Below are 15,659 nucleotides of genomic sequence, written 5' to 3'. Positions count from 1 at the left end.
AATGCCTTTTGCGGCTAGCTGGTTCCGTCCCGCAAATTGCAGTATCGAACGCGCGCCACGCCTCCGCTTGCCTTGGCAAAGAAGGCGTCGACGTATCCCGCCGCGAGCAGAACCTCAACCGTCGCCGGTTCGGGCGGGGACGTTGATTTCAGCAGCACTAACTCGTCGGCGGCCAGCAGTTCAGCCGCGCGCGCGGCGATCGAGTCGCTGGTCGCTTGCCAACTCATCGGCAACCGACCAGCCGATCCAGCGGCCTCGTCCTCGCGAAGGAAGCGTGCCGGATTGAGGATAGACAAAGGTGCGTCGCGAATGCCGTTGTCGAGCAGCGATTCCAACCACAGGGCCTCGGGCAGCAATGCAGCCACAAGTCGTGCATTCAACGCCATCGCGGCAATGGCCAGCCAATGGGCATCGGCTGAACGAAGACCATGCCGCCTGTCGAAGTCACGCACCACGTCGGCCATACGTCCGCCGCCCACGACCAGCACGTTGGCTGCGGCGGGTTGCTCGCCAAGCCAGCGCCGCAGCCGGTCGGCCAGATCGGCCAGATCAAGAAGACTGCCGCCCAGTTTGACGACACGGACCGGTGGGCCGGCGAGCTGGTTCACGTGCGTTCCCCGGCGATTACGGCCAACGCATGCGCCGCCGCCGCTTGCGAGACGGTCGCACCCAGTTCTTGGGCCAGCGAAACGATCGGTGCCGGCACTTGCAGACGCTGGCAAAGTTGCCGGGCGATGAATTCTCCCTGGCCTGAGATGACAATTGTTCCCGGCACTTCCGGCAATCGTCGCAGCACGTTTCGGGCGGCGAGGCCGAGCTGCGACAATTGGCCACGCGCGACGGCGACGGCGGCCGCCAGGGCGTCTTCTTGGCTGAACAGGTCGCGGTCGGCGCAAATCATCCGCGCCAGGCGGTCGCGGGCGGCAGACTTCGTGGCCGGACGGCCGTCCGCCGTCTGGCAATCGGTCGGGTCTTCGGCAAGATCGCCGAGCAGCAGATAGGCGTCGCGCGTGGTCGCAAACAACTCCGCGGCCACCGGCACCTGTTGCTTTCGCCAAGGCAGCGCATCGACGACGGCGCAGACCGGGCTGCGGACCACACCGGTATAGACCAACTCGCCCGCCGCAAGCCGTTCCGGATCGTTCTTGCCTTGTGCGGCAACGCGGCCATCGACGAGCGGCACGATGTCGGTGGTCGTGGAGCCGACGTCGACCAGCAACGCACCACCGGACGCGCAATACCGGCCGGCAAAACTTGCCAGCGCATGCCAGTTCGCGGCGGCCGCTAACAATGGTTGCCGGCAGGCGAGTTCGGGCGGCACGAGCGAGCCGTCCGTCAGGTAAACAAGCACCGGACGTTGGCCGGCCGCCTGGCACACTGCCTCGACGATGTGGGCAACGCCCTCGGCCTTGGTCTCAAAGCAATCGGCCAGCTCACCGGTCATGGTGACGGCGATCTTCTCCGCGGACGGCGCCCGTGCGATGATTTCCCGCAGGGCGGCCGGCAATTCGGCCGGCCTTTGCCAGAGCGGAAATGGCTCGCTCACGGCGAAGCCCCGGCCGTCCGCCGCCTTCAGGTTTGCTCCGCCAACGTCGAAAGCCAGAAGATTCATGGAAACTCGATCATCTCGTCACTGAACGACAAGTTATACGGTCCGTCCGAGGCGATGGCCAGCATGGCGGCGGCCAGGTTCTGCCGGCAGGCGGCGCGCAAGCCAATGTAGGAGGTCGTCAACCGCGGATTGATTTCAATGACCACGTCGCGGCTGCCGTCGTCGGACTCGCCCAACACGAGGTCGACGCCGAGATAGCCCAGCGGTCCGGGAAGCGATTGGATGGCGCGGCGCGCCAGGCGTGTGGCGCGGTCTGACAAGGGCGGCGGAAGCGGCAATGCGCCGCCCAGATAATGGAACCGACCGTCTCGGCTGAGCCGCTGGCGACAGGGGGGCAGAGCGACCTGCTCGTTCGACCCGCAAAGCAACGCGACGCTCGCCGCCATGCCGGGACAAAACGCTTCCAAACGGCCGCGGCGGCGACTCGCATCAACGCATGGAACCTCGCTGTGTTCGATGAATCGCAATCCCTGCGACCCGGCGCCGTCGAGCGGCTTCCAGACTGCAGGGTAAGGAAAATCGCGCGGCCAAGGTTCGCCCGGCACGAAGGGCATGCCGCGCGGCACCGGCACGCCAGCTTCGGCAAGCTGCACCGCAGTCGCGTGCTTATCGCCGGCCAATTCGACCAGCCGGGGCGAGCTTCCCAGCAATCGGCCGCCGCCGGCGATCACCCGCCGGCAGCGCTCTAAAAGAACGCCGCCGATTTCCGGAGCGATCACCACCGTCCGATCTGCATCGGCGGCGGCGCGGTCGAAGGCCACGTCGTGTTCAGCCGCGCTTCGTACATCAGCCCAGCAAACGTTCGGCGCGTGCAGCCCGGCCTGTCGTGCATCGTGCAAGCACATCACTTCGATACCGCCGACCGCGGCAAAATCGGCGGCCAGCGCCGCGCACATTGCCCGACCCTCGCGGGCCAGCGAATCAATTCCGGCGGACATGCCCGCATCAGCCAACAAGCCGCCGCCGGTCAAGTATTCGTAAACAAACATCTTCATTGAAGAGGCGTTGGGCGATAGCCGCTATCGCTCTTTCCGCTTCAGCCGCGAGTCGTTCTCTTTGAGAAACGTGCGGATTTCGTCGCCGAAGTCCAGCAACCGTTCCCATTGTTCGACGTATAACGTGACCGGCATGCGTTGCAGGCCGTACACGCTGACGGCGCCTTTCTCGCTCACCTTGCAATAGAGCTGGCCGCGCTTCGGCTCTTTGTCGGCCAGCAGCTTGGACGCTTCTTCGACCGGCAACTCGCCGGCCGCCACCTTGGCCAGGATTTCGTCTTTATTCATGTTCCTGTTTCCTTCACTCCCGATTGAGCTGATGTACGGTCTCCGCTACAAACCGTTCCCCCTTGACCCCTTCGCCGCCACAGTTTCGCTCTATGCTAGCGGCAGAGAGTAAAACACGCTACCGCATTCGGCCCGCTCGCGAACCTTGACAGCGCAAACCCACCCGCCCTACGATTGATCGTTCCTCGACACCACTCGTATTTCCAGGCTCAAGCTTCCAGGGCACACTCATGGCTCGCGGTGATGATTCCCTGCAATCGCTGCGCGAGGCGCTGCGGTTGTCGCCCGACAATCTGCCTTTGCGGCGGCATCTGGCCGAGACGTTGCTCAGTCACGGGCATGCCGAAGAGTCAGAGACCGAGTATCGCAAGGCCCTCTCAATGGCGCCGCACGACGTGCAGCTCAAGCTCGGCCTGGCACGGGCCTTTTATCAACAGGGCAAAGACAGCGCGGCCCTGGTGATCGTCGAAGACCTGGCCAAAGACCGCAACCCGCCCGCCGCGGGTTATCTGCTCCAAGCCCGGCTGCTGCTGCGGTCGGGCGAAGTCGAAAGGGCGGTGGCCCAGTACAAGCTGGCCGTCGAGACCGATGCGGCCGTGGCCGACGTCGAGCTGGCCACGCGGCTGGGCGTGGGGGCAGACTCGTCCAATTCCGACGTGGTCGATGGCCGGCTGCGCGAGGCCTGGGGCGACGTGCCCCGCGGCATGCCGCAGCAACTCGAGCGGCCCAGGGTCACGTTCAACGAAGTCGGCGGCATGGACGCGCTCAAAGAAGAGATCCGCCTGAAAATCATCTACCCGCTGACACACCCGGAAATCTATCAGGCCTACGGCAAAGCGATCGGCGGCGGCATTTTGATGTATGGCCCGCCCGGCTGCGGCAAGACGCACCTGGCCCGCGCCACGGCGGGCGAAATCAAAGCCGGCTTCATCGCCGTCGGCATCAGCGACGTGCTCGACATGTGGATCGGCACCAGCGAGCGGAACCTGCACGAGCTGTTCGAGCAGGCCCGCAACAACCGGCCCTGCGTGCTGTTCTTCGACGAAGTCGACGCCTTGGGGGCGCGCCGGTCCGACATGCAGCACAGCGCGGGGCGGCAGCTCATCAACCAGTTTCTGGCCGAGCTCGACGGAGTCGAAACCTCCAACGAAGGTGTGCTGATTCTGGCGGCGACAAACGCTCCCTGGCACCTCGATCCGGCATTCCGCCGGCCTGGCCGCTTCGACCGCATCTTGTTCGTGCCGCCGCCCGATCTGACGGCACGGGCAGCGATTCTGCGCATCCTTTGCCGCGGCAAGCCCGTGGCCGAGATCGACTTCAACCACGTGGCCAAGAAGACCGACCATTTCTCCGGCGCCGACCTGAAGGGGCTGGTCGACGTGGCGATCGAAAGCAAGCTGCGGCTGGCGATGAAAGAGGGCGTGCCCAAGCCGCTGGGCACCGCCGACCTGCTGGCCGCCGCCGGCGCCGTCAAGCCGACGGCCCGCGAGTGGTTTTCGACCGCCCGCAACTACGCCCTCTACTCGAACCAGGGCGGCATCTACGACGACATTCTCAAACACATGAAACTCGGATGAGTCACTTCGCGCGGGCCCAATTGCTCATCGAGCGGTCGCGCTATGAAGACGCGATCGGCGAATTGCAGCAACATCTGACTGCCGAACCGAACAGTCCCCTCGTGCATGCGCAACTGGCGCTCTGCCTGTGCGAGCTGAAGAAGTACGCGGAGGCGATGGACGAGGCACGGCTGGCGATCCACTTGGGCCCCGACCAGTCGTTTTCGCACTACGCCCTGGCCGAAGTGCTTTACGCCCGAAACCGGCCCAAGGAGGCGCTGCCGGCGGCGAGCGAGGCCCTGCGTCTCGATCCCGACGATGCCAGTTACTTCGCCCTGCTGGCCCGCATCCACTTTTCGCAAAGCCGCTGGCGCCAGGCGCTCGACGCCGCGACGGAGGGCCTGGCCTGCGATCCCGAGCACGTGGCCTGCACCAACCTGCGGGCCATGAGCCTGGTGAAGCTCGGACGCCGGGCGGAGGCAGGCGCCACGATCGACACCGCGCTGGCGCGCAATCCCGATGTGGCCCTGACGCACGCCAACCAGGGCTGGACCCTGCTCGAACAACGGCAGCCGCAAAAAGCGATGGAGCACTTTCGCGAAGCGCTCCGCATCGACCCGGAATTGGAGTGGGCGCGGCGGGGCATCGTCGAGGCGATGAAGGCCCGGCACGGCGTGTATCGTTGGATGCTGATCTGGTTTTTCTGGATGGCCCGCCTGCCGCCGCGGTTCCAATGGGGCGTGGTGATCGGCGGCTACTTGGGCGTGCGGGGCCTGAGAAATCTCGAGGTGGCGAACCCTGAATGGTCGGCCTGGGTCACGCCCCTGATCATCGTCTACGTGGTCTTCGCCCTGATGACCTGGGTTGCCGATCCGCTGTTCAATCTGTTGCTGCGGTTGAACCGCTTCGGGCGGCTGGCTCTTTCGCGCGAGCAGGTGGTGGCATCGAACTGGCTGGGGGCCTCGTTGGCAGCGGGCATCGGCATGCTCGGCTGGGCGCTGGCCAGCGGCCGGGAAGAAGTCTATTTCGCCGCGGTCGTATTCGGCGTGTTGTGCATACCGATCTCGGCGATTTACCGTTGCCAGCCCGGCAAGCCCCGCCGGCTGATGGCGCTATTCACGGCCGGCCTGGCGCTCATCGGCACACTTGGTTTCTTGCCGCTGTTGATCGCTCCGGAAACGGCGTTTCGACTATCGCTCAACTGCGTTCAGCTCTTCATCTGGGGCGCGATTGCCGCGCCCTGGGTGAGCAACGTGCTGATGGCCGTTCCCACGCGGCGATAGTTCGCTCGATTGACACGCGGCGTCGGGCATTCGACAATTTGCTGCACGCTGGTCGTTCGCCCCGAATGGGCAGTTCCGGCACTTTTGGATTCCTTTGGAAACATGAACATGTCGAGCGATCCGAACGCCTCCGATCCGTATCGTACGCCCATGCCGCCCTCATCCAGCAGAACGAGCGTGTGGCTGTATTTGGGCGTCGGTTGTCTGCTGATGCTGTTCGTTTGCTGCGGCGGCGGCGGAATAGCCATGTACCTGCTTGGCAAGAGGACCTTCATACCGACTCAGGATCCCGCAGAGGTGGCGCAAAAGAGCCGTGAAATTGCCGATTTCGACGTGCCCCAAGGTTTCAAGCCCGAAGTCGCAATCTCCATGAACAACCCGTTCAGCGGCGACGCTTTCATGACGATGGTCGCCTACCAAGCGCCGAAACGCGACGGCGGCATCTTCCTGATGAGCGCGGGAAAGGCGATGGGCGACATCACTGAGTTTAGGCAGCAAATGGACGTGCAGATGCACGCGCAGGGACGGCAGGCCAAACAACTGCGGGTGCTCGAAACGCGCGACGTCGAGCTGGAAATCCGCGGCGAACCGGCGACGTTTCAAATCCAAAAAGCCGAAGACCGGCAGAACAAGCAAAAATACGTGCAGGTGGAAGGGACATTCCAGGGCAAGCAGGGAACGGCCATGATCGTCGCGCAGCTCAAGGCCGACGACTTTTCCGAAGAGGACGCCGAAAAACTGGTGCGGTCCATCAAGTAGAATAGGCGACCGTCTCGATGCATCCCACCGTCACCACCCGCTTCGGCGCCGATGAACCGCGTTACCTGGTTCCCTTCCATCCCAAGCGGATGCCGCACCATTTTACCGACGTCTTGATCGTCGGCGGCGGGCTGGCGGGATTGCGGGCGGCGCTGGCCGTCGATCCGCGGCTGCGCGTGCTGGTGGTCACCAAAGAGAGCCTGTTGCAGTCGAACAGCAGCTATGCCCAGGGCGGCATCGCCGGCGTGCTCGATCCGGAAGACCGCTTCGAGAACCACATCGACGACACGCTTCGCGCGGGCGGCGACTTGTGCGATCCGGAAGTCGTCGAGTTCGTGGTGCGCGAGGCGCCCGATCGCATCCGCGAGCTGATTGCCTGGGGAGCGCGGTTCGACGAAGAATCGGGCGAGCTGGCCCTGGGCCGCGAAGGCGGGCACAGCCACGACCGCATCGTCCACGCCCTGGGCGACGCCACCGGCCGCGAAGTGATGCGGGCCGTCATCGACCGCGTGCAAACGCTCGAGCACGTGACCACCTGGCAAGACACGTTCACGCTCGACCTGCTGACGCACGAGGGCGCTTGCCGCGGGGCGCTGGTCTGGAATCCGCGGCACGGCAAGACGCTCGTGTGGGCCAAGCAGACGCTGCTTTGCACCGGCGGGGCGGGGCAAATCTATCGCGAAACCACCAACCCGCCCGTGGCCACCGGCGACGGCCATGCCCTGGCCTTTCGCGCCGGGGCCGAGCTGCGCGACATGGAGTTCATGCAGTTTCACCCCACCGTGCTCTACATCGCCGGCAGCAGCCGCAGCCTGATCACCGAGGCCATGCGCGGCGAAGGGGCCCGGCTGGTCGACCGCGGGGGCGATCGTTTCATGCCCGACTACGATCCGCGCGCCGAGCTGGCCCCGCGCGATGTGGTGAGCCAAGCCATCGTCAAGCAGATGGAAAAGACGCGGCACCCCAACGTCTATCTCGACCTTTCGCACCTCGATCCGCGGCGCGTCCGCGGCCGCTTTCCGGGCATCGCCGCCACCTGTGCGGAGTTCGGCATCGACATTACGCGCGATTGGATTCCGGTCCGGCCGGGCGCGCATTATATGGTCGGCGGCGTGACCGTCGATCTCGAAGGCCGCACGACGCTGCCCGGCTTATGGGCCGCCGGAGAGGTCAGCTCCAGCGGCCTGCACGGCGCGAACCGGCTGGCCTCGAACAGTCTGCTGGAAGGGCTTGTCTACGGCGCCCGCGCCGGCGAGGCTGCCTCGCGTCTGGCGCTCGATATGCCCGACGATTTTAGAGCGTTGGCGTTAGAGAATCCATTGCAGGACGACGCCCCGGAGACGCTCGATCTGGACGACATCCGCAACTCGCTGAAGAGCCTGATGTGGCGGGCGGCGGGCGTGCGTCGCGAGGCCTCGGGTCTGAGCGAGGCCGAAGAAACGGTGGGCCATTGGTGCGGCTACGTGCTCAATCGCCAGTTCGACGATCCCGCGGGCTGGCAGTTGCAGAACATGCTTTGGGTGGCCCGGATGATGATCGCCGCCGCCGCCATGCGTCAGGAAAGCCGCGGCGTCCATCTTCGCACCGATTTTCCCTCTCTCGACAACGCCCACTGGCGGAAGCACCTGGCATTTGTGAAGGGCTAATGTTCCGGCGGTCACTCCTTGTTTAGCGTTTCGTCGAGATTGAGCACCGCACTGGCGAGCGCGGTATACGCGGCGTGTTCGATCGGGTCGAGCGATTCGTTCCGCTTCGATTCGCCCACGGCCAGCAGCTCGGCCGCGGCCGACGGATCGGCGGCGAACTCGCGCGTTAGCCGCTCGACGCTGGCGGTGAGCACGCCGAGTTCCTCGGCAGTCGGACGCCGGGCCAGCACGTGGCGAAAGATATTGCTCACGCGTTCGTTGATGTCGCCCGGCCCGGCTGTCAAAACCCGCTCGGCCAGCGCGCGGGCGGCCTCGATGTACGTCACGTCGTTGAGCGTCGTCAGGGCGTGCAAGGGCGAATTGGTCCGCAGGTGCTTCACCGTGCAAATCTGCCGCGACGCGCTGTCGAAGAAGAGGCTGGGCGCCACAATCCGCCGCCAGAAAGTATAGAGGCTGCGGCGGTAGAGCGCCTCGCCGTGGTCCTGCTGAAAGTGCTTGCGGTCGAATGTGATGTCGGCCCACAGGTCGCCCGGCTGATAAGGATTGACCGGCGGCCCGCCCACGCGGCCGACGAGCAATCCCGCCGCGGCGAGCGCCTGGTCGCGGATCATCCAGGAGGGCATGCGAAACCGCGGCCCCCGCGCCAGCAGGCGGTTGGCCGGATCGCGCTCGGCCAGTGCCGCCGAGACGGCCGACGATTGGCGATAGACGGCGCTGCTGACGATCAACCGGCAAAGCCGTTTGACATCCCAGCCTGACTCGACAAACTCCGCCGCCAGCCAATCGAGCAGCTCCGGGTGCGGGGGCAGCTCGCCTTGCACGCCGAAATCTTCCGGCGTTTTCACCAGGCCGACGCCAAAGAACTGCTGCCAGATTCGGTTCACGGTCACCCTGGCCGTGAGGGGGTGGTCGGGCGCGACGAGCCAGCGGGCCAAGCCAAGCCGATTGACCGGCACGCCCGCCGGCAACGGCGGCAGTTTGGTCGGCACCGCGGCGGTCACCGACCCGCGCGGCTTGTCATACAGCCCCTTTTCCAGGATGAAGGTTTGCCGAGGCTGCGGCGTATCGGCCATCACCATCACGCGGGCGATGGAGCGGTTGAGCGCATCGCGGGCATCGATTGCCCCTCGCACCTTTTGCACCTGCGCGACATAGTCGGCGGCATCCTTTTCCCAGTGCTTTTCGAGCTGTTCGAATTGGCCGCGGTTGCGTTGCCGGGCAGGGAGCTTGAGAACGGCCTTGATCGCGTCCGGCAGACCGGCCGCTTTTTCCGATTGGTCCGCCGTCTGTCCCTCGCCCCTGGGAAAGAAGGTGATCTCGAAGGCGTCGAGCTCGCCAGTTGCCGATTCGACCGCCGCGGCAAGTTGCGGCCGACGCGACTGTTGCTCTTCGGTCGGCAGCTCGATCACGGGCGGCGTTTGTGGATTTCCGCCGCCGCCGTCCACGGGCGTCTGATTGAAGAAGGCGAACAGCGAATAGTAATCACGCTGCGTGAGCGGATCGAATTTGTGGTCGTGGCAGCGGCAGCAGTTGAGCGTCAGTCCCAGCCAGACCGTGCCCACGGTTTCCGTCATGTCCATCACGTAATCGACGCGGTTCTCTTCGGGGATGCGACCGCCTTCGCCGTTGATCGTATGGTTGCGGCAGAAGCCGGTGGCCAACGTCTGCTCCTGCGTCGCGTCGGGCAACAGATCGCCGGCCAGTTGCCAGACGGTAGACTGGTCGTAGGGCAGGTTGCAGTTGAACGCCTGCACCGACCAATCGCGCCAGGGATACATCGTCCGCTCGCCATCGCCTTGATAGCCGTTCGAGTCGGCATACCGGGCGGCGTCGAGCCACTCCCAGGCCATTCGCTCGCCGAAGGCCGGTGAAGCCAGCAGCCGATCAACCAGCCGCTCGTAGGCATCGGGGCCGGAATCGCTCACGAAAGAATCCGTCTCGGCGAGCGTCGGCGGCAGGCCCAGCAGGTCAAGCGACAGCCGGCGAATGAGCGTTGTTCGCGGAGCTTCGGGCGACGGCGTGAGTCGCTCGCGCGCCAGCCGGGCGAACACGAACGCGTCAATCGGATTTTGGAGGCGATCGGCGGCGGCGGTTGCTTGCGGGATGGAGGGGCGCGTCAACCGCTCAAAGGCCCAGTGGCCGCCCCAAGGCGCGCCTTCGTCGATCCACCGCTTCAATAAGGCGATCTGCTCGGCTGACAACGGCCGCTGGAAATCCGCCGGCGGCATTCGCTCGTCAGCATCGGCGACGGCGATGCGTCGATAAAGCTCGCTGGCTTCGCTCTTGCCCGGCACGATGGCCGCGTGGCCTTCGCGGACCTGTTTGGCGCTCGCCTCGTCATCGAGCCGCAAATCGGCCTGCCGCTGTTTGGCATCCGGTCCGTGGCACTGGAAGCAGTGGTTGGAAAGAATCGGCAAAATCTGTCGGCCAAAGTGGACCGGCTGTGCGGCTGGAGACGCAGCCTCGCTCGCCGTGGCTCCAAAGGGCAACGGTGCGAAGATCAAGGCCGTGCAAGCAAAGGCGATGCGGAGCATCCGGGGCGTCTTACAAGTAGGCGGGCATCCGTGGCAGGACTATTCAGTCTATCGTAATCGCCCGGAGATTTCACGCTCTTACCCGCCCACTTTGCTCTCGCGTCCGGGCACCGGCTCGACACGGGCAGACGCGCCGTTTTCCGAGGGGCTGGGTCCCGCTTTGTGTTCCTGCCCCAGGCAGCGGCCGATCTGCCGCACGGCTTGCCGCAAGCGGTTCTCGTTTTCGACCAGTGCCATCCGCAAATAACCTTCGCCCGCCGGCCCAAAGCCGCTGCCTGGGCTGGCCGCCACGTCGGCCTCTTCCAGCAATTTCATGGCAAACTGCATGGTGTCCATGCGGCGTTGCCAGACTTCCGGGATTTTGGCCCACACAAACATGCCGGCCCGCGGCGGCGTCACTTCCCAACCGATCCGCCGCAAGCCTTCGCACAACACATTCCGCCGCCGCTGGTAAATTGCCGCCTGGTCTTCCACGGCCGCCTCCGTTTGCCGCAAGGCGACGATGGCGGCAATCTGGATGGCCTGGAACATGCCGTAATCGTAGTAAGCCTTGATCGTGCCCAGCGCCTTAAGCATCTCGGCGTTGCCGGCGCAGAATCCGACGCGCCAGCCGGCCATGTTGTAGCCCTTGCTCATGGTGGTGAACTCGACGCCCACCTCCGCCGCCCCCGGCGCCGCCAGAAAGCTCGGCGGTTGATAGCCCTCGAAGGCCACGTCGGCGTAGGCGAAATCGCTGATCACCATGAAACCGTACCGCTTCGCCAGCTTGACCACCTCGACGTAAAATTCCGGCTCGACCGTCACGGTCGACGGATTGTGCGGGTAGTTGAGGATCAGCAGCTTCGGCTTGGGATAGAGCCGCTCGCAGGTGTGCGCGATGTTGGCCAGAAACCGCTCGCTGTCGGCCACCTCCAGGGCGATGGCGTTGCCGGAGGCCAAGGCCACCGCGTACACGTGAACCGGGAAATACGGGGCTGGCACGATGGCGGTGTCGCCCGGCCCCGTCAGCGCCAGGCACATGTGGCTGAAGCCCTCCTTCGAGCCGAGGCAGACCACGACTTCGCGTTCGGGGTCGAGCCGCACGCCGTACTTGCGAAGATATTTGCCCGCCACCTCGCGCCGCAGGTTGAGAATGCCGATCGACTGGCTGTAGCCGTGGTTGCGCGGGTCGCGGGCCGCCTCGACGAGTTTTTCGATCACGACTTCTTGCGGCGGCTCGGCGGGATTGCCCATGCCCAGGTCGATCACATCATCGCCTGCCCGGCGTTTCTGGTAGAGGATGGCGTTGATCCGCCCAAACAAATACGGCGGCAACCGGTGCATGCGGTCGGCCAGCACGATCTTGAACGGCTCGTCGGACGAACGGTGATCGGTGGATTGAGACATTGGTCGGAGCAAGACACGGCAGCGGAGCGAAACCTACAGGATACCGTGCGGGCCCGGCGAGGGAAACGGGCGATGACGCCCCGTGCCTTTTCGCTCGCCGAGTGCGGAAAAGCACGCCGATCGCCGCCGTGCAGCCCGACAGTTTCGCCGAATACAGGTCCGCCTAGGTGCGGCAGGGCTTGTCGGAACGTTTGGCACGTGAACTGCCTTTCGATTGCTAGGGCAGTACACGATTTCGCAGGAGCCACGCCATGAATGCCACACCCGAGCGCTTTCGAAACATTTTGTTGGCCACCGACTTTTCAGAGTCGGCGGCCACGGGGCTGGAAACGGCCATTTCGCTGGCCCGCCAGTGTGGGGCAAAACTGACGGTCGCGCATGTCATCCGCGATGTCTCGGTCTCGTTTGCGATGCTCGACTATGGCACCGCCTGGCAGGCGTTGCCCGAAGACCTGGGGCGGCTGCAAAACGAGCTGCGCGACGACGCCGAACAGCGTTTGCAATCGCTCGTCGCCGATCATCGCCAGACCGGCGTCGAGATCGCCAGCCAGGTTCTCGTGGGCGTTCCCTATATCGCCCTGATCGAGGCGGTACCACAGAACGCTTTCGACTTGGTCGTGGTGGGAACGCGCGGCATGTCGGCCGTCAAGCGCGTGTTTGTCGGCAGCACGGCCACGCGGCTGGCACGGGCGTGCCCGGTGCCGGTCTGGATCGCTCGCCAGGGGCTGCCCGGCGAGACCCAATCGATCCTGGTTCCGCTCGACTTTTCGCCGATCGGAGACCGCCTGCTGGCGACGGCGGCCGTGTTGGCCAAGGCGCTGCGTGCCAAGCTGCACCTGCTGCACGTTTATGACATCGAAGAGCTTTACGGCGTGCCGCCTATTTCCGACGATACCCGCGCGGAGCTAAGCTATTACCGGCGGCGAGCACGCCGCTTGGCGCTGGAAAAGCTGGAACAATCGTTGGAAGCCATGGGACTCGATCACGGCACGGCCACGCTCCATGTGACGCAAGGAATTCCTCACCAAGTAATCAACGCCACCGCGCGCAAGCTCGACGTCGGCCTGATCCTGATGGGGAGTACCGGCCGGAGCGGCCTGTCCGGGCTGCTGATCGGCAACACCGCCGAAAAAGTCCTGCACACGTCCGACCGTTCGTTGCTCGTAGTCAAGCCGGAAGGTTTTGCGGTAACGCTGCCCACGAAGGCCGAAGTGGCCGCGGAGCCTCAACTGCTGCCCGTGGGCGCGGCGTCCGTCGCGCACCGGCGTTGGTGATGGGATGCGATTGATCGACTTGGTGCTGAAGAACCTGCTGCGGCGCAAGCTTCGCTCGACGCTGACGGTCGTGGGCTTGGCGATCGCCGTGGCCACGGTGGTGACGCTTGTCGGGGCGGCGCGCAACCTGCGTCAATCGGCCGCGGCGGCCTATAAGAACCAGGGCGTCGATCTGGTGGTCGTCCGCGCGGGGGCGGTCCAAAGGACGTCGAGCAGCTTGGACCAGCGTTTGGCCCGGCGAATTGCCGCTTTGCCGGGCGTGGGCGACGTCGTGCCGGCGCTGACGGATGTGATTTCGCTCAGCGGCAGCGGCGTGGTCGGCCTGCCGGTACACGGCTGGCCGGCCGGATCGCCGGTCTGGAACAACTTGAAATTGATTGAAGGGCGCCGCCTTACGGCCGATGACCACAACGGGGTTTTGCTCGGCAATGGGCTCGCCAAGAATCTCAAGAAACGCGTCGGCGACACGGTCGAGATCGAGTTGCGGCGTTTTCGCGTCGTGGGCGTGTATCAAAGCGCAAACCCGTTCGAAAGCGGGGCGGCCGTGGTCCTGCTGGCCGACTTGCAGAAACTCATGGACCGCAAGGGGCAGGTCTCCGAGTTCCTGGTGATGCTGGCCGCCGATGAGTCGGACCGCAAGGACGCGATCGAAGCCGTCAAGCAGCAGGTGGACCAGTTGACCGACGACGGCGGCGATCCGCTGAGGCTGACCGCGCTGGCCACCGAACAATACGTCAGCCAGGACATGGAGATTCAGCTTGCAGACGAAATGGCCTGGGGCACTTCGTTCATCGCCCTGGTGATCGGCTGCGTCGGTGTGCTCAACACCATGCTGATGTCGGTGATGGAACGGACGCAGGAAATCGGCGTGCTGCGGGCGCTCGGCTGGCGAAAGTCGCGCGTGATGGAGATGATTTTGTCTGAATCGTGCCTGCTGAGCCTGGCCGGTGCGGTGCTGGGTACGGGGCTGGGGAGCGTTCTCGTGGCGGTGCTCAGCCGATTCACCGTGGCCCGCGGGCTGATTCGCGGCAACGTTTCGGCGGCGACCGTGCTGGCAGGATTTGCCCTGGCGGTCGTCGTGGGTTTGATCGCCGCGATTTATCCCGCCTATCGCGGCGCGAACTTGCAGCCGACGGAGGCGCTGCGGTATGAATAGCCCGTAGGAGATGCACTCGCGTGTGGTTTCTGACGCTCGTCATCAAAAACCTGTTCCGCCGGCGTCAGCGTTCGTTGCTGACGACGCTGGGCATCGCCCTGGCCGTGACCGCAGTGGTCTCGCTGGTGGGGATCTCCAACGGCTTCGAGCAATCGTATTTTGATCTTTACGCCCAGCGCGGAATCGATCTGGTCGTTCAGCGATCGGGCCGCAGCGAACAGCTTGCCAGCGGCCTCGACCAGCGGCTGGGCGAGCGAATTCGCCGGTTGCCCGGCGTGCGTGAGGTCATCGGGGGCATGGTCGACGTGGTGTCGCTGGAAGAGGCCGACCAAATGATGGTGATTGTCAACGGCTGGCCGGCGGAGTGTCCGCTCTTCGACCGTCTGACGTTCCTCTCCGGGCGAAGTTTGACTTCGTCCGACCGGCGGGGCGTCTTGCTTGGCAAAGTGCTCGCCGGCAATCTGGACAAGCGGGTGGGAGACTCGATTGAGCTTTATGGCCGGGCGTTCAAAGTCGTGGGAATCTTCGAGAGCCATAACGTTTACGACAACGGGGCCGTCGTGATGCTGCTCGACGTGCTGCAAAAGGAGACGGACCGCGCCGGTGAAGTGAGCGGTTTCACCGTCGAGGCCGAACCCGGCGCTCCCAAGCAAGCGATCGACGAATTGAAAGGGCGCATCGAGAGGCTCGAACCACGGCTGTCGGTCCTCTCGACAGCCGACTTTGTGAGCAGCATCGCCCAGATTCGCGCGGCACGGGCCATGGCTTGGCTCACCTCGACCGTGGCGCTCGTTTTGGGCGGCATCGGCGTGCTGAACACGATGGCGATGTCGGTTTTCGAGCGGACGCAGGAGTTTGGCGTACTCCGCGCGGTCGGTTGGCGGCGCGGACGGATTCTGACGATGATTCTTTCCGAGGCGCTTCTTCTGGCTTTGTTTGGCGCCTTGCTCGGATCGGTGGCCGGGGTGGCCATGCCGCTTGTCTTGTCTCACGTCCGCTCCGCGGCCGGCGTGATTGAAGGCCGCGTTTCTCCGGCGATCGTCGTCAAGGGAATCGCCATTGCACTGTCGATGGGCGTCGTCGGCGCGATTTACCCGGCATACCTCGCCGCCAGCCTGCGGCCGGTCGAAGCGATGCGGCAAAGGTATGCGTAAGGTGGGGCCAGCGAGC

General features: G+C 64.8%; 13 protein-coding genes. 7 read left to right on the top strand and 6 right to left on the bottom strand.

The features are described from left to right. Positions 1–14: 14 nt before the first annotated feature. Genes VNH11_27115 through VNH11_27100 form a run of 4 tightly spaced genes read right to left on the bottom strand, consistent with a single transcriptional unit; the run spans position 15 to position 2,895 of the window. A complete protein-coding gene (locus tag VNH11_27115; GenBank protein ID HVA50067.1) occupies positions 15–608 on the bottom strand; it encodes a hypothetical protein in 594 nt (197 codons plus the stop codon). Continuing rightward, positions 605–1,612: a hydantoinase/oxoprolinase family protein gene (locus VNH11_27110; GenBank protein ID HVA50066.1), complete on the bottom strand. Its 1,008-nt coding sequence runs from the start codon at positions 1,610–1,612 to the stop codon at positions 605–607. The genes VNH11_27115 and VNH11_27110 overlap by 4 nt, the downstream gene beginning before the upstream one ends. Beyond that, on the bottom strand, positions 1,609–2,607 hold the full coding sequence (locus VNH11_27105) for an ATP-grasp domain-containing protein (protein HVA50065.1): 999 nt from the start codon (positions 2,605–2,607) through the stop codon (positions 1,609–1,611). The genes VNH11_27110 and VNH11_27105 overlap by 4 nt, the downstream gene beginning before the upstream one ends. 24 nt (positions 2,608–2,631) lie before the next feature. After that, positions 2,632–2,895 (bottom strand): hypothetical protein, encoded by a 264-nt coding sequence (locus VNH11_27100; protein HVA50064.1) that lies wholly within the window; start codon positions 2,893–2,895, stop codon positions 2,632–2,634. Between the two features lie 230 nt (positions 2,896–3,125). Between VNH11_27100 and VNH11_27095 the strand changes: the two genes are divergently transcribed. The 4 genes from VNH11_27095 to nadB all read left to right on the top strand — a co-directional run bounded on the left by VNH11_27095 (position 3,126) and on the right by nadB (position 8,139). Further along, positions 3,126–4,472 carry an AAA family ATPase gene (locus VNH11_27095; GenBank protein HVA50063.1) on the top strand — a complete coding sequence of 449 codons (1,347 nt, stop codon included), beginning with the start codon at positions 3,126–3,128 and terminating at the stop codon, positions 4,470–4,472. Beyond that, complete coding sequence (locus VNH11_27090; GenBank protein ID HVA50062.1) at positions 4,469–5,734, top strand: tetratricopeptide repeat protein; 1,266 nt, start codon at positions 4,469–4,471, stop codon at positions 5,732–5,734. The genes VNH11_27095 and VNH11_27090 overlap by 4 nt, the downstream gene beginning before the upstream one ends. 108 nt (positions 5,735–5,842) lie before the next feature. Beyond that, positions 5,843–6,493 carry a hypothetical protein gene (locus VNH11_27085; protein ID HVA50061.1) on the top strand — a complete coding sequence of 217 codons (651 nt, stop codon included), beginning with the start codon at positions 5,843–5,845 and terminating at the stop codon, positions 6,491–6,493. Between the two features lie 17 nt (positions 6,494–6,510). Further along, positions 6,511–8,139: an L-aspartate oxidase gene (gene nadB / locus VNH11_27080; GenBank protein ID HVA50060.1), complete on the top strand. Its 1,629-nt coding sequence runs from the start codon at positions 6,511–6,513 to the stop codon at positions 8,137–8,139. A gap of 11 nt (positions 8,140–8,150) precedes the next feature. On the opposite strand, the gene VNH11_27075 is transcribed toward nadB, so the two are convergent. Then, positions 8,151–10,673, bottom strand: a complete 2,523-nt coding sequence (locus tag VNH11_27075; GenBank protein ID HVA50059.1) for a PSD1 and planctomycete cytochrome C domain-containing protein — start codon at positions 10,671–10,673, stop codon at positions 8,151–8,153. 78 nt (positions 10,674–10,751) lie between these two features. Continuing rightward, positions 10,752–12,059 (bottom strand): aminotransferase class I/II-fold pyridoxal phosphate-dependent enzyme, encoded by a 1,308-nt coding sequence (locus VNH11_27070; GenBank protein ID HVA50058.1) that lies wholly within the window; start codon positions 12,057–12,059, stop codon positions 10,752–10,754. A gap of 251 nt (positions 12,060–12,310) precedes the next feature. Here VNH11_27070 and VNH11_27065 point away from each other — a divergent pair, with 251 nt between their 5' ends. The 3 genes from VNH11_27065 to VNH11_27055 are packed head-to-tail and all read left to right on the top strand — an operon-like array spanning position 12,311 to position 15,643. Continuing rightward, a complete protein-coding gene (locus VNH11_27065; GenBank protein HVA50057.1) occupies positions 12,311–13,333 on the top strand; it encodes a universal stress protein in 1,023 nt (340 codons plus the stop codon). 4 nt (positions 13,334–13,337) lie between these two features. Then, on the top strand, positions 13,338–14,489 hold the full coding sequence (locus VNH11_27060; GenBank protein ID HVA50056.1) for an ABC transporter permease: 1,152 nt from the start codon (positions 13,338–13,340) through the stop codon (positions 14,487–14,489). A 20-nt stretch (positions 14,490–14,509) separates the two neighbouring features. Next, positions 14,510–15,643, top strand: coding sequence for an ABC transporter permease (locus VNH11_27055; GenBank protein HVA50055.1), 1,134 nt, complete (start codon positions 14,510–14,512; stop codon positions 15,641–15,643). Positions 15,644–15,659: the final 16 nt, after the last annotated feature.

The organism is Pirellulales bacterium (assembly GCA_035533075.1).
Lineage (GTDB): Bacteria > Planctomycetota > Planctomycetia > Pirellulales > JAICIG01 > DASSFG01.
The sequence above is the reverse complement of the archived record's forward strand: the minus strand, read 5'-3'. Positions and strand labels throughout refer to the sequence as shown.

Excerpts from the sequence above, each read along its gene's own strand:
- VNH11_27090 (HVA50062.1), top strand. The coding sequence starts at position 4,469 with ATGAGTCACTTCGCGCGGGCCCAATTGCTCATCGAGCGGTCGCGCTAT.
- VNH11_27070 (HVA50058.1), bottom strand. The coding sequence starts at position 12,059 with ATGTCTCAATCCACCGATCACCGTTCGTCCGACGAGCCGTTCAAGATC.
- VNH11_27075 (HVA50059.1), bottom strand. The coding sequence starts at position 10,673 with ATGCTCCGCATCGCCTTTGCTTGCACGGCCTTGATCTTCGCACCGTTG.
- VNH11_27060 (HVA50056.1), top strand. The coding sequence starts at position 13,338 with ATGCGATTGATCGACTTGGTGCTGAAGAACCTGCTGCGGCGCAAGCTT.
- VNH11_27100 (HVA50064.1), bottom strand. The coding sequence starts at position 2,895 with ATGAATAAAGACGAAATCCTGGCCAAGGTGGCGGCCGGCGAGTTGCCG.
- VNH11_27105 (HVA50065.1), bottom strand. The coding sequence starts at position 2,607 with ATGAAGATGTTTGTTTACGAATACTTGACCGGCGGCGGCTTGTTGGCT.
- VNH11_27110 (HVA50066.1), bottom strand. The coding sequence starts at position 1,612 with ATGAATCTTCTGGCTTTCGACGTTGGCGGAGCAAACCTGAAGGCGGCG.
- nadB (HVA50060.1), top strand. The coding sequence starts at position 6,511 with ATGCATCCCACCGTCACCACCCGCTTCGGCGCCGATGAACCGCGTTAC.
- VNH11_27065 (HVA50057.1), top strand. The coding sequence starts at position 12,311 with ATGAATGCCACACCCGAGCGCTTTCGAAACATTTTGTTGGCCACCGAC.
- VNH11_27095 (HVA50063.1), top strand. The coding sequence starts at position 3,126 with ATGGCTCGCGGTGATGATTCCCTGCAATCGCTGCGCGAGGCGCTGCGG.
- VNH11_27085 (HVA50061.1), top strand. The coding sequence starts at position 5,843 with ATGTCGAGCGATCCGAACGCCTCCGATCCGTATCGTACGCCCATGCCG.